The sequence below is a fragment of the Sphingomonas silueang genome (assembly GCF_040049155.1).
GTDB lineage: Bacteria > Pseudomonadota > Alphaproteobacteria > Sphingomonadales > Sphingomonadaceae > Sphingomonas > Sphingomonas silueang.
On the sequence record NZ_JBDZDK010000001.1, the window covers coordinates 1 to 12,477 of the forward strand.

The 12,477-nt window shown below is 68.4% G+C and carries 15 protein-coding genes; 4 read left to right on the forward strand and 11 right to left on the reverse strand.

The window, feature by feature from the left end:
- Positions 1-128: 128 nt before the first annotated feature.
- The 7 genes from ABLE43_RS00005 to ABLE43_RS00035 form a co-directional block, all read right to left on the reverse strand.
- On the reverse strand, positions 129-1,025 hold the full coding sequence (locus ABLE43_RS00005; protein ID WP_348976794.1) for a thymidylate synthase: 897 nt from the start codon (positions 1,023-1,025) through the stop codon (positions 129-131).
- Positions 1,026-1,202: 177 nt separating this feature from the next.
- Positions 1,203-2,546, reverse strand: coding sequence for an ammonium transporter (locus ABLE43_RS00010; RefSeq protein WP_348976415.1), 1,344 nt, complete (start codon positions 2,544-2,546; stop codon positions 1,203-1,205).
- Positions 2,547-2,560: 14 nt separating this feature from the next.
- Positions 2,561-2,899, reverse strand: a complete 339-nt coding sequence (locus ABLE43_RS00015) for a P-II family nitrogen regulator (protein WP_348976416.1) — start codon at positions 2,897-2,899, stop codon at positions 2,561-2,563.
- Between the two features lie 146 nt (positions 2,900-3,045).
- On the reverse strand, positions 3,046-3,249 hold the full coding sequence (locus ABLE43_RS00020) for a putative signal transducing protein (RefSeq protein ID WP_348976417.1): 204 nt from the start codon (positions 3,247-3,249) through the stop codon (positions 3,046-3,048).
- Positions 3,249-4,670: a metalloprotease TldD gene (gene tldD, locus ABLE43_RS00025; RefSeq protein ID WP_348976418.1), complete on the reverse strand. Its 1,422-nt coding sequence runs from the start codon at positions 4,668-4,670 to the stop codon at positions 3,249-3,251. The genes ABLE43_RS00020 and tldD overlap by 1 nt, the downstream gene beginning before the upstream one ends.
- Before the next feature lie 26 nt (positions 4,671-4,696).
- Entirely contained in the window at positions 4,697-4,933 is a 237-nt protein-coding gene (locus ABLE43_RS00030) for an HTH-like domain-containing protein (RefSeq protein WP_348976419.1), read from the reverse strand.
- The gene (locus tag ABLE43_RS00035) at positions 4,930-5,157 is read right to left on the reverse strand and encodes a zinc-finger domain-containing protein (RefSeq protein WP_348976420.1); all 228 of its coding nucleotides are present in this window, start codon (positions 5,155-5,157) and stop codon (positions 4,930-4,932) included. The genes ABLE43_RS00030 and ABLE43_RS00035 overlap by 4 nt, the downstream gene beginning before the upstream one ends.
- A gap of 86 nt (positions 5,158-5,243) precedes the next feature.
- Between ABLE43_RS00035 and ABLE43_RS00040 the strand changes: the two genes are divergently transcribed.
- Positions 5,244-6,188 carry an ABC transporter ATP-binding protein gene (locus tag ABLE43_RS00040; protein ID WP_348976421.1) on the forward strand — a complete coding sequence of 315 codons (945 nt, stop codon included), beginning with the start codon at positions 5,244-5,246 and terminating at the stop codon, positions 6,186-6,188.
- 373 nt (positions 6,189-6,561) lie between these two features.
- Here the strand turns inward: ABLE43_RS00040 and ABLE43_RS00045 are convergent, their stop codons facing one another.
- The 3 genes from ABLE43_RS00045 to sucC all read right to left on the reverse strand — a co-directional run bounded on the left by ABLE43_RS00045 (position 6,562) and on the right by sucC (position 9,639).
- Positions 6,562-7,491 (reverse strand): electron transfer flavoprotein subunit alpha/FixB family protein, encoded by a 930-nt coding sequence (locus ABLE43_RS00045; protein WP_348976422.1) that lies wholly within the window; start codon positions 7,489-7,491, stop codon positions 6,562-6,564.
- Positions 7,488-8,237, reverse strand: coding sequence for an electron transfer flavoprotein subunit beta/FixA family protein (locus tag ABLE43_RS00050; RefSeq protein ID WP_348976423.1), 750 nt, complete (start codon positions 8,235-8,237; stop codon positions 7,488-7,490). Before ABLE43_RS00050 ends, ABLE43_RS00045 begins: the two co-directional genes overlap by 4 nt.
- Before the next feature lie 202 nt (positions 8,238-8,439).
- Positions 8,440-9,639 (reverse strand): ADP-forming succinate--CoA ligase subunit beta, encoded by a 1,200-nt coding sequence (gene sucC, locus ABLE43_RS00055; protein ID WP_348976424.1) that lies wholly within the window; start codon positions 9,637-9,639, stop codon positions 8,440-8,442.
- A 171-nt stretch (positions 9,640-9,810) separates the two neighbouring features.
- On the opposite strand from sucC, the gene ABLE43_RS00060 reads away from it, so the two are divergent.
- From ABLE43_RS00060 to ABLE43_RS00070, 3 genes are read left to right on the forward strand one after another with little or no spacing between them, the layout of a single operon-like run.
- A complete protein-coding gene (locus ABLE43_RS00060; RefSeq protein WP_348976795.1) occupies positions 9,811-10,335 on the forward strand; it encodes a sterol desaturase family protein in 525 nt (174 codons plus the stop codon).
- Positions 10,332-10,730, forward strand: a complete 399-nt coding sequence (locus ABLE43_RS00065) for a hypothetical protein (protein ID WP_348976425.1) — start codon at positions 10,332-10,334, stop codon at positions 10,728-10,730. The genes ABLE43_RS00060 and ABLE43_RS00065 overlap by 4 nt, the downstream gene beginning before the upstream one ends.
- Positions 10,727-11,473, forward strand: coding sequence for a sulfite exporter TauE/SafE family protein (locus ABLE43_RS00070; RefSeq protein ID WP_348976426.1), 747 nt, complete (start codon positions 10,727-10,729; stop codon positions 11,471-11,473). Before ABLE43_RS00065 ends, ABLE43_RS00070 begins: the two co-directional genes overlap by 4 nt.
- Positions 11,474-11,589: 116 nt before the next feature.
- Here ABLE43_RS00070 and ABLE43_RS00075 read toward each other — a convergent pair whose 3' ends face one another.
- On the reverse strand, positions 11,590-12,474 hold the full coding sequence (locus ABLE43_RS00075; RefSeq protein WP_348976427.1) for an ROK family protein: 885 nt from the start codon (positions 12,472-12,474) through the stop codon (positions 11,590-11,592).
- Positions 12,475-12,477 lie beyond the last annotated feature (3 nt).

The following is a 12,477-nucleotide window of genomic DNA, read 5'->3' on the forward strand; positions in this document are numbered from 1 at the left end:
TCGGCCAGGATCAGTCCGCTTGCCCAGACAATGTGGCTCAATCTTCGCCCATTGGGCATCCGTCAGTACGTCTCGGTCCATCCAAAGCGTGAATCACATTCGTAAAGCTTTGTGAATCCCCACAGACCCTAGACCGCGACCTCCGCCTTGATCGCGCGGTGCGGGGCATAGCCTTCGACCGCGAAATCCTCGATTCGATAGCCGTCGATATCGGCCGGGCGGCGGGTAAGGCGCATGGTGGGGAAGGGCCGCGGTTCGCGCCGCAACTGCTCCTGCGCCTGATCGAGGTGGTTGAGGTAGAGATGTACGTCACCGCCGACCCAGACCAGTTCGCCCGGCGTCAGATCGGCCTGTTGCGCCAGCATCAGCAGCAGCGCCGCCGCGCCGACGTAGTTGAACGCCGCGCCCAGCAGCAGGTCGACCGAGCGCTGGAACAACAGGCAGTTGAGCCGTCCGTCCGACGTCACATGATATTGATAGACCATGTGGCACGGTGGCAGCGCCATCGCCCCCAGTTCGGCGACGTTCCAGCCGTGGAACAGCATCCGGCGGCTGGCGGGATTCTCGCGCAGGGTGCGGACCAGTTCGGCGATCTGGTCATATTCCCTGCCGTCCGCGCCCAGCCAGCGCCGCCATTGCTTGCCATAGACCGGCCCCAGCTCGCCCCAGCGCGCGGCGAAACCGTCGTCCTCGACGATGCGGCGCTCGAACGCTTCCTGCGTGATCGCCTCGCCCGTCTCGCGGCGATAGGCGGCGAGCGGCCAGTCGCTCCAGATGCGGACATTGTCGCGCAGCAGCGGCTGGATGTTGGTGCCGCCGGTCAGGAACCACAGCATCTCCCGGACCGCCGTCTTCCAGTAGACGCGCTTGGTGGTCAGGATCGGCGCGGTCCCGTCCGACAGGTCGAAGCGCAGCATCGCGCCGAAGATCGAGCGGGTGCCGACGCCGGTGCGATCCATCCGCTGGTCGCCCCTCGCCAGCACCTGCGCCATCAGGTCGAGATATTGCTGTTCCGGGTGGCGCATCATCGGGGTTCCTGGCGGTGGCGGCGCATCGGCCTGCCCGACGCCATGCCACCCGTGCACCCCAGCGTCGAGCGCCAAAAAAAGGGCCGGCACGCAAGGCGCCGGCCCAGGGGTTTTCCGCAGGAGGAAACTGTGAAGCGGGCGGCGGGGACTAGGCCACCGCCCGGGTACGAAAACTCAGTAGTTGTAGGCGCGCTCGCCATGCTCGCCGAGGTCGAGGCCCTCGAGCTCGACTTCCTTCGAGACGCGCCCGCCGGTGAGCGCCTTGGCGACGAACCACGCGATGGCGGTGCCGACCGAGGCCCAGACGATCGTGACCAGCACCGCGAACACCTGCACGCCGAGCTTCTCGCCCATCGCATAGTCGGCCGCGCCGGGGCCGCCGAGCGACGGGGCATAGACCACCGCCGTGCCGATCGCGCCGATGATGCCGCCCACGCCGTGGATGCCGAAGGCGTCGAGCGAGTCGTCATAGCCGAGCTTCGGCTTGACCACCGTCACCGCGAAGAAGCAGACCACCGAGGCGACGGCGCCCAGCACGATCGCGCCGAACGGCCCCGAATTGCCCGCCGCCGGGGTGACGGCGACCAGCCCGGCGATGATGCCCGAGCAGAAGCCCAGCGCCGAACCCTTGTGGCCCGAGAACTTCTCCGCCAGCATCCAGAACAGGCCCGCGGAGGCGGTGGCAACGAAGGTGTTGATCATCGCGAGGCCCGCGGTGCCGTTGGCTTCCAGCGCCGACCCGGCGTTGAACCCGAACCAGCCCACCCACAGCAGCCCGGTGCCGACCATGGTCAGCGTCAGCGAGTGCGGCGCCATGCGCTCGGCGGGGAAGCCGACGCGCTTGCCCAGCAGAACGGCAAGCACCAGCGCCGAGACGCCCGCGTTGATGTGCACCACGGTGCCGCCCGCGAAGTCGAGCGCGCCCGCCTTGAAGAAATAGCCGCTCGATGCCCACACCATGTGCGCGATCGGGAAATAGGTGATCGTCAGCCACACGATCGCGAAGACCATGACGGCGGCGAACTTGATGCGTTCGACCACTGACCCCAGCACCAGCGCGATGGTGATCGCGGCGAAGGTCATCTGGAAGCTGATGAAGACATATTCGGGGATTTCGACCCCGGCGGTGAAGGTCGCCGCCTGCGACGAGGCCGTCACGCCCGCGAGGAACGCCTTGCCCGGGCTGGCGATGAAGTTCGCCAGCGTCGCGCTCGACACGTCGGGGCCGAAGGCCAGCGAATAGCCGTACATCACCCAGATCAGCATCGCGAGCGCGGCGACCGCGCCGATCTGCGTCATCACCGACAGCATGTTCTTGGTGCGGGTGAGGCCGCCGTAGAACAGCGCGAGGCCGGGCACGATCATCATCAGCACGAGGACGGTCGAAACCATCATCCACGCGGTATCGCCCTTGTCCACGGTCGCGGCGGGCGCGGCGGCGGCGTCCTGCGCCCATGCGGGCAGCGCGGCGAACAGGCCGAGGCCCGCACCGGCAAGCAATTTCATCGGATGTTTCATGATGTCCCCCATCATCACAGCGCGGTGAGGTCGGTTTCGCCGGTGCGGATGCGCACCGCCTGGCCCACGTCGAGCACGAAGATCTTGCCGTCGCCGATCGCGCCGGTGTTGGCGGCGGCCTGCACCGCTTCCACGACGCGCGACGCGATGTCGCTGTCGCACACGACCTCGATCTTGATCTTCGGCACCATGTTGGTGCTGTATTCGGCGCCGCGGTAGATTTCGGTCTGGCCCTTCTGCCGCCCGAACCCCTTGACCTCGGTCACGGTCATGCCCGCGACCCCGATCTCGGTCAGCGCCTCGCGTACCTCATCGAGCTTGAACGGCTTGATGATGGCGATGACTAATTTCATGTCGCCCCCTCGTCGCTTGTTTCCCTGGGGAGCAGCATCGCAAGGGGCGTGCCAAGCGCGGAATCACGCAGTTTCGCGTGGTTGCGGACGGCGGCGGATCGGTATCGAGCGGTAAAATTGTGCAGCGCGGTGCAACTGCCCGTTTTTCAGGCAGGATCGGCGAGCAACTGCCGGGCAGCCGCCAGATCGTCGGCATCGACCATCACCCGCACCGGGATCAGCAGCCAGCTGCCCTCCGCAAAGCTGGTTTCGGTATCGAAGGCGACGGCGGGAAGCCCCTCGCTCTCCAGCCGTCCGACGATGATCTGCGCCTCTACGCGCGGAAATCGCCCGAGTTCCGCCAGCGGCATCAGGCGGTGCCGCCGACGGTCAGGCCGTCGACCAGCAGCGTCGGCTGGCCCACGCCCGCAGGCACCGACTGGCCTGCCTTGCCGCACATACCGATCCCTTCGTCGAGCGCGAAGTCATTACCGACGCCCAGCACCTTCGTCAGCACGCTCGGCCCGTCGCCGATCAGCGTCGCGCCCTTGATCGGCGCGCCGATGCGGCCGTTCTCGATCCGGTACGCCTCGGTGCAGGAGAAGACGAACTTGCCCGAGACGATATCGACCTGGCCCCCGCCGAACGACCTGGCGAAGATGCCGTTCTTGACCCGCGACAGCAGCTCGGCGGGGTCATCCCCACCGCCGCGCATGAAAGTGTTGGTCATGCGCGGCATCGGCGCATGGGCGAAGTCCTGACGCCGCCCGTTGCCGGTGGGCGCGACCCCCATCAGCCGCGCATTCAGCCGGTCGTGGATATAGCCCTTCAGGATGCCGTCCTCGATCAGCACCGTCTCCTGCGTCGGCGTGCCCTCGTCGTCGATCGACAGCGAGCCGCGGCGGTCGGCGATCGATCCGTCGTCGACCACGGTGACGCCGGGCGCCGCCACCCGCTCGCCGATGCGACCCGAAAAGGCGCTGGTGCCCTTGCGGTTGAAGTCGCCTTCGAGGCCGTGGCCGATCGCCTCGTGCAGCAGGATGCCGGGCCAGCCGGGGCTGAGCAGCACGGTCATCTCGCCCGCCGGGGCATCGACCGCCTCGAGATTCACCAGCGCCTGCGCCAGCGCCACGTCGATCGCGCGGTTCCACGTCGCCGGGTCCATCAGCGAATCGTACAGGTAGCGCCCGCCGATGCCGAAGCTGCCCGTCTCGCGCCGCCCGTTCTGCTCGACCACGATCGAGACGTTGAGGCGGACCAGCGGGCGCACGTCGGTGGCGACGAAGCCGTCGGGGCGGACGATCTCCACGACGCTCCACGATCCGATCAGGCTGGCGGAGACTTGGCAGACGCGCGGATCGCGCGCGCGGGCGGTGGCGTCGATTCCCTGGCACAGCGCCACCTTGTCGGCAAAGGGCACGAGGTCGAGCGGATCGGCGGCGGTGTAGAGATGGCGATTGTTGCCGCGCGGGGGCGGGGCCTTGGCGCCCTTCGCCGGATCGATCAGCGCCATCGTCTCGCCCGCGCGGCGGATCGCGGCTTCGGACAGTTCGTTGGCATGGGCGAAGGCGGTCGTCTCGCCCGACACCGCGCGCAGGCCGAAGCCCGCATGGGTGTCATAGGAGGCGGTCTTCAAGCGCCCGTCGTCGAACCCGAACGCTTCGGAGCGGCGGTACTGGAGGTAGAGTTCGCCGTCCTCGGCATTGGCCAGCGTCGCCTGGGTGGCGCGGAGCGCGGCTGCGGGATCGAGGTCGCCGGAATAGAGGAAGGCGCGGGGATCGGTCGGGGTCATCTGTCCGATATAGGCACGACCGAGCCTCAGCCCAACGGCTTCGTCACGGTTACATGCTCCGCCAAGCGAACGCCCTTGTTGATTTCCGTGCCGTAGCTCGACGGCAGTCCGGCCCGCTCGGCAACATCGGACTTACGCACGCCTTGCAATGCCTTGGCGTTGCGAATGCCGAAGAGGTGGATGCTGACGAGCTGGCAACCCTTCGGCGCGGCATCATATTCGGCACGCAGCTGTCGGGCGAGATCGTCGATGCCGGTGCTCAACGCCCCGCGCCATCTCCATGGTCGCGCAGCTTGCTCTGGTCCGCCCCGTCGGCAGGCCCGCCCACGAGGATGAAGCGCCGGTCGCAGTAGCCGCAGTCGACATAGCCCGTCTCGTCGATCTGGAGCCACACGCGCGGGTGGCCGAGCGCGGGGGCGATCTCGCCGCCGCCGTCGCAGGCGACGCGGGGGGAGGAGACGCGGAAGGTTTCGGGCGGAGGCAGCATGGGACAGGCGAATAGCAACGCCGCCGCGCGGCGACAAGTTGGATCGGCACTTGGCGCGGGCGCCGCCGGGGCGTAATCGCAGCGCCATGACCAGCCCCGACCTTCAAGCCGCCATCTCCATCCGCGACCTGTGCAAGACCTATGCGGGCGGCAAGGGCGGGGCGGCGCCCAAGGTGGCGCTGAACGGCGTGTCGTTCGACGTGCCGCGGGGCACGATCTTCGGGCTGCTCGGGCCGAACGGGGCGGGCAAGTCGACGCTCATCAACACGCTCGCGGGCCTCGTCAACAAGACCAGCGGCACCGCGGCGATCTGGGGCTTCGACATCGACCGGCACCCGCGCAATGCCAAGGCATCGATCGGGATCGTCAATCAGGAAATCCTGTTCGACCCCTTCTTCACGCCCGCCGAGACGCTGGAGATCCAGGCCGGGCTGTACGGCGTGCCCAAGGGGCAGCGGCGGACGATGGACCTGTTGCGCGCGGTGCATCTGGAGGACAAGGCGAACGCCTATGCCCGCACGCTGTCGGGCGGCATGAAGCGGCGGCTGATGGTGGCCAAGGCGATGGTCCATGCCCCGCCGGTGCTGGTGCTCGACGAGCCGACCGCAGGCGTCGACATCCAGCTGCGCCAGCAGCTTTGGGACTATGTGCGCGAACTGAACGCGGGCGGCGTGACGGTGGTGCTGACGACGCATTACCTCGAGGAAGCCGAGGAGCTGTGCGACCGGATCGCCATCATCAACCACGGCCGGGTCGTCGCCAACGAGCCGACCCGCGCGCTGATCGGGCTGGCGCAGGAGAAGGTCGTCGAACTGACGCTCGACCGCGACGTGGCGACGCTGCCCGATGCGCGCTGTTTCGAGAAGGTCGAGCGCAAGGGCGATCGGGTGCTGGCCGTCACCTATCGCAAGGACGTGGCGAACGCGGGCGAGGTGCTGGGCGCGGTGGCGGGCCAGGGATACGGCATCGTCGACGTCGTGACGCGCGAGGCCGATCTGGAGGATGTGTTCCTGAACCTGACCAAGGGGTGAGGGGGGCGTTGCGGTTTCGGATGCCGTCCGTTCGTCCTGCGTAGCCGTTGAGCTTGTCGGGACAGCGTATTGGAGGATTGGACGAGGTGCTTCGATAAGCTCAGCCCCTACTCAGCACGAACGGTGAGGTGTCATCAGACCCGCTCCCCCGTTCGTCCCGAGTACAGTCGAGGGACGGGCCGCAGGCGTTGCGCGGGGTGTCTCGACTTCGCTCGACACGAACGGTTTGGAATGGGCAGCATTTCGGGTGCGGCTCACGACGCGGGAATGAATCCCGCGTCGTCGGTCGTCGCTGTAGCGACGCCGGCCGTCGCCGCTTTGTGCGCTTGGGGCTTCGCCCCGCGCGCACCGGCGTGCAGCTGCGCTGCGCGCCTCAAAGCTTGGCGGTAATCTCCGGCACCAGCGTGAACAGGTCGCCCACCAGCCCGACATCGGCGACCTGGAAGATCGGCGCGTCCTCGTCCTTGTTGATCGCGACGATGACCTTGCTGTCCTTCATGCCCGCCAGATGCTGGATCGCGCCGGAAATGCCGACCGCGATATACACCTCCGGGGCGACGATCTTGCCGGTCTGACCGACCTGATAGTCGTTGGGAGCATAGCCCGCGTCCACCGCCGCGCGGCTCGCGCCGACCGCCGCGTTCAGCTTGTCGGCCAGCGGATCGATGAGGGCATGGAACTGCTCCTCCGATCCGAGCGCGCGACCGCCCGAGACGATGATCTTGGCGCTGGTCAGCTCGGGGCGTTCCGATGCGGCGATCTCCGCGCCGACGAACTTCGCCAGCCCCTTGTCGCCGGTCGAGCCGACCGCTTCGATCGCCGCCGATCCGCCGGTCGCCGCCGCCTTCTCGAACGCGGTGCCGCGGACCGTCAGCACCAGCTTGGGATCGCTGGTCTTCACGGTCGCGATCGCGTTGCCCGCATAGATCGGGCGGGTGAAGCTGTCCGGCCCCTCGACCGAGAGGACTTCGCTCACCTGCATCACGTCGAGCAACGCCGCGACGCGCGGCGCGATGTTCTTGCCCGTCGTGGTCGCGGCGGCGACGAAGGCGTCACGGCTCGCCATCAGCTCGACCACCAGCGGCGCGACATTCTCGGCGAGGTTGTGGGCATAGGCCGCATCGTCGGCGACGAGTACCTTCGCAACCCCGGCGATCTGCGCCGCGGCCTGCGCCACGGCGTCGACGCCTTGCCCTGCGACCAGCAGCTCGACCTCGCCCAGCTTCGCGGCGGCGGTGACGGCGGCGTAGGTCGCGTCCTTCACGACCGAGCCGTCATGCTCGGCCCATACCAGTGTCTTCATGCGACCACTCCCAGCGTCTTGAGCTTGGCTACCAGTTCGTCGGCATCGGCGACCTTGACGCCTGCCTGCCGCCTGGCGGGCTCCTCGACCTTCACCGTGGTGAGGCGCGGGGTCACGTCGACGCCGTAATCGGCGGCGGTCTTTGCCGCCAGGGGCTTCGACTTCGCCTTCATGATGTTGGGAAGCGAGGCGTAGCGCGGTTCGTTCAGGCGCAGGTCGGTCGTGACGATCGCGGGGAGCGTCAGCGCCACCGTCTCCAGCCCGCCGTCGACCTCGCGCGTCACGTTGACGGTATCGCCCGACACCTCGACCTTGCTGGCGAAGGTGCCCTGGGGCAGGCCGGTCAGCGCGGCGAGCATCTGCCCGGTCTGGTTGTTGTCGTCGTCGATCGCCTGCTTGCCGAGGATGACGAGGCCGGGCTGTTCCTCGTCCACCACCGCCTTGAGCAGCTTGGCGACGCCGAGCGGCTCGACCTTCGTCTCGCTGGTGATGAGGATCGCGCGGTCGGCACCCATGGCGAGCGCGGTGCGCAGCGTGTCCTGCGCCTTCTGCTCGCCGATCGAGACGACGACGATCTCGGTCGCCACGCCCTTTTCCTTCAGCCGGATCGCTTCCTCGACCGCGATCTCGTCGAACGGGTTCATGCTCATCTTGACGTTGGCGAGGTCGACGCCCGACCCGTCCGCCTTCACGCGGGGCTTCACATTATAGTCAAGCACGCGCTTGACCGGCACCAGCACCTTCATGGGCACTCCCTCTCAAAACTCTTGCTCGGCGACATCGGCGGTTTCTGTGGCGGCTCGGCGTGGTTTTCGCAAGTCCGGTACGGAAAGGCCGGGTCGCCGGGACGGCAGGCGGCGACCCTAGACCGAATCGCCCTGCCACCCCAACGAAAAAGGGCCCGGACGTTTCCGCCCGGACCCCTTGCCGCGTGGCAGGTGAGGGCGATCAGGCCGCCTTCTGCACCTCGGCCACGATCTTGCGGGCGGCGTCGCCCAGATCGTTGGCGGGCACGATCGCGAGGCCCGAATTGGCGAGGATGTCCTTGCCCGCCTGCACGTTGGTCCCCTCGAGGCGGACGACCAGCGGCACCGACAGGTTCACTTCCTTCGCGGCGGCGACGATGCCCTCCGCGATGATGTCGCACTTCATGATCCCGCCGAAGATGTTGACGAGGATGCCCTTCACCGCCGGATCGGCGAGGATGATCTTGAACGCCGCCGTCACCTTCTCCTTGTTGGCGCCGCCGCCCACGTCGAGGAAGTTGGCCGGGAACATGCCGTTCAGCTTGATGATGTCCATCGTCGCCATGGCGAGGCCCGCACCGTTGACCATGCAGCCGATGTCGCCGTCGAGCTTGATGTAGGCGAGGTCGTACTTCGACGCCTCCAGCTCCATCGCGTCCTCTTCGGTGGTGTCGCGCAGTTCCATCAGGTCCTTGTGACGGAACATGGCGTTGCCGTCGAAGCCGACCTTGGCGTCGAGCACGACGAGCTGGCCTTCCTCGGTGACGGCCAGCGGGTTGATCTCGATCTGCTCGGCATCGGTGCCGAGGAAGGCGGCGTAGAGCTTCGAGGCGACGTTCGCCGCCTGCTTGGCGAGATCGCCCTTCAGCTCGAGCGCGGCGGCGACGGCGCGGCCGTGGTGCGGCTGAAAGCCGGTCGCCGGATCGATGTCGATCGAGTGGATCTTCTCGGGCGTGTCATGGGCGACGGTTTCGATGTCCATGCCGCCTTCGGTCGAGGCGACCATCGAGACGCGGCCGGTCGCGCGGTTGACGAGCAGCGCGAGGTAGAATTCCTGCGCGATGTTCGCGCCGTCGGTCACGTACAGGCGGTTGACCTGCTTGCCCGCCTCACCGGTCTGGATCGTCACCAGCGTGTTGCCGAGCATGTCGGTGGCATGCGCGCGGACCTCGTCGAGGTTCCACGCGAGGCGGACGCCGCCCTTGGCATCCGGGCCCAGTTCCTTGAACTTGCCCTTGCCGCGGCCGCCGGCGTGGATCTGCGACTTGACGACGTACAGCGGCCCGGGGAGCTTGCCCGCCGCTTCCACCGCTTCCTCGACCGACAGGGCGGCGAAGCCCTGGGGCACCGGCACGCCGAACTTCGCCAGCAGTTCCTTGGCCTGATATTCGTGAATGTTCATGACGTTGCCTTCCGCCTCTCGGGTGGTTGTACGCAAGTTTGCGAAGTTGCCGCGCGTAAAGCACATGTGGGCAGGCGAATCCAGTGCAAAACCGCCTTATCGATAATGCGTCGCAAATGTAATAAACGATGCGGTGTCGCTTTGTCGGGCACCGATCGCTATATCGCCGCCATGCACTGGGCAATCGGCATCCTGATCTTCGTCGCGACCGTGATCTTCATGGAGGGGTTCGCCTATGTCGCGCACCGCTGGCTGATGCACGGGCCGGGCTGGTTCCTGCATGCCAGCCACCATCGCCCGCGCCACGGCAACTGGGAATGGAACGACCTGTACGCCGCGATCTTCGCGGTGCCCTCGATCGTGCTGCTGCTGGGCGGGGTGCAATGGGGCTGGTGGCCGGGCACGATCTGGATCGGGGCGGGCATCGCCGCATACGGCGCGATCTATTTCGGGTTCCATGACGTGATCGTCCACCGGCGGCTGTCGCATCGCTACCTGCCCAAGTCGGCCTATATGAAGCGGATCATTTCCGCGCACCGGCTGCACCATGCGGTCGAAACGAAGCACGGCACGGTCAGCTTCGGTTTCCTGTGGGCGCCGCGCCCCGAGGATCTGAAGGCGGAACTCAGGGCGCGCGGCAATGCGGGGGTGCGTGCCCCCACCGCCGCGACGCGCGACCCGGTGGAGCATCCGTGAAGCCCGAGGGGTGGCAGGCGCGCGCGCTGTCGTGGGTGCTCGCGGTGTTCGCGACGCTGGCGATGGTCGGGGCGGTGGCCACCATGTCGACCAACACGCCCGGCGGCATGACGCAGGGCGGCGGCGGCGAGACGGCGCGCAGCGACGGCGCATCGCCCGCCGATCGACGGACGCCGACGGTGGAAGTGGACACGCCCGCAGCCTTCACCACCGGCGCGCCGCGCGCCGACACGCCCGAGCAGATCACCGCGCGGGCGCAGGCGAATGCGCTGCGCGACATCGCGGGATGGTTGCAGGCGCTGACCTATGCCGTGCTCGCGCTGGTGGCGGTGACGGCGGTCGGCGTGCTGGCGCTGTTCCGCATCGCGCAGGCGCGGGAGCGTGACGCGCGTTGATCCTCGACCCGTGGTTCTATGCGCTGGCGATCCCGGCGGTCGCGTCGCAGGGACTGGCCAAGGGCGGGTTCGCGGGCGTCGGCGCGCTGGCCATGCCGATGCTGGCGCTGGCGATCGATCCGGTGCAGGCCGCCGCGATCCTGCTCCCCATCCTGATCGTGCAGGACGTGGTGGGGGTGTGGGCCTTCCGCCGCACCTTCGATGCGCATGTGCTGGCGTGGATGCTGCCCGGCGCGGCGGCGGGCATCGCGCTCGGCTACTGGTTCGCCAGCATGGTGCCACCCTCGGCGGTGCTGGCGGCGGTGGGCGGCATCTCGATGCTGTTCGGCGCATGGCGGCTGTGGACCGAGCGACACGGGGTGCCGGTCGCCTCCGCCTCGCCCGGATGGGTGGGCAGCCTGTTCGGGATGCTGTCGGGCGTGACCAGCCAGATCGCGCACGCCGGTCAGCCGCCGTTCCAGCTGTGGGTGCTGCCGCGCAGGCTGCCGCGCGACGTGCTGGTGGGGACGACCGCGATCTATTTCTGCGCGGTCAACTGGCTGAAAGTGCCCGCCTATGTCGCGCTGGGGCAGTTCACGCGCGAGAATCTGACGACGGCGGCGACGCTGCTGCCGGTGGCGATCGCATCGACGTTCGCGGGCGTATGGCTGGTGCGGCGGGTGTCGGCGGAGCGGTTCTACCGGGTGATCTACTGGCTGATGATCGCGGTGGGGGCGAAGCTGGTGTGGGACGGGGTGGGTTGAGCCACCCGGTTCGTCGTTCCCGCGCAGGCGGGAACCCATAGCCGCTGTCGTTCGGCAGGGAGGCGCAACCGCTGCGTGTATGGATCCCCGCCTTCGCGGGGATGACGGATGGGGGGTCAGGCTGGTGCCTGTCCCGCTGCCCATGCGCCGATCAGCCCGGCATCGCCGCGTAGCGTGCCCGGCACCACCACCGGCCCGGCAGTAGGCCGCAGCAGTTCTCGCCGCACCACCGCGTCGAGTCGCGCGATCAGGCCGGGGGCGCCCGACAGGCCGCCGCCGACCGGCACCACCGCGACCGGCAGCGTGTTGAGCAGCATCGCCAGCGGGCCGCCCAGCAACTGTGCCCAATAGTCGGCGGTCGCCTGCGTGGCCGGATCGTCCGCAGCGGCGATCGCGTGGCTGTCTGCGTCCACCCCGTGGAGGAAGCGGTGCAGTCGCTCGATCCCGCGCGCGCCGCCGATCGTGTCAAGGCAGCCGCTGCGCCCGCAGCCGCAGGGGAACACCGGCACGGCGCCGCCTGTACCGGGCGCGGGGCGCAGCACGCCGCCATGCCCCCATTCGCCCGCAAGGCCATGCGGACCGGTGACGATGCGCCGGTCCACCACCAGAGCGCCGCCGACCCCGGTGCCGAGGATGATGCCGAACACCCAGGGCTGTCCCATCGCCGCCCCGCGCGTGGCCTCCGCCAGCACGAAGGCGTCGGCGTCGTTGATCGCCGTGACCGGCAGGCCGAGCGCCGCTGAAAGATCGTCGGCGAGCGCGCGGCCATGGATCGCGGGCACGTTGGCGCTGGTGATCCGCCCGCCCGCCGGATCGACCAGCCCGGCGGTGGCGAGCGACAGCGCCGCCGCCGGATGCCGGGCCAGCGCATCGGCGAAGGCGGCCACGAACTCCGGCCAGTCGCCGGGCGTCGCCGTGCGCGCGCGGGCGACGATCGCGCCGTCCGCGTCGAACCACGCGAGGTCGATCGTCGTGCCGCCGATGTCGGCGCACAGGCGCATGGG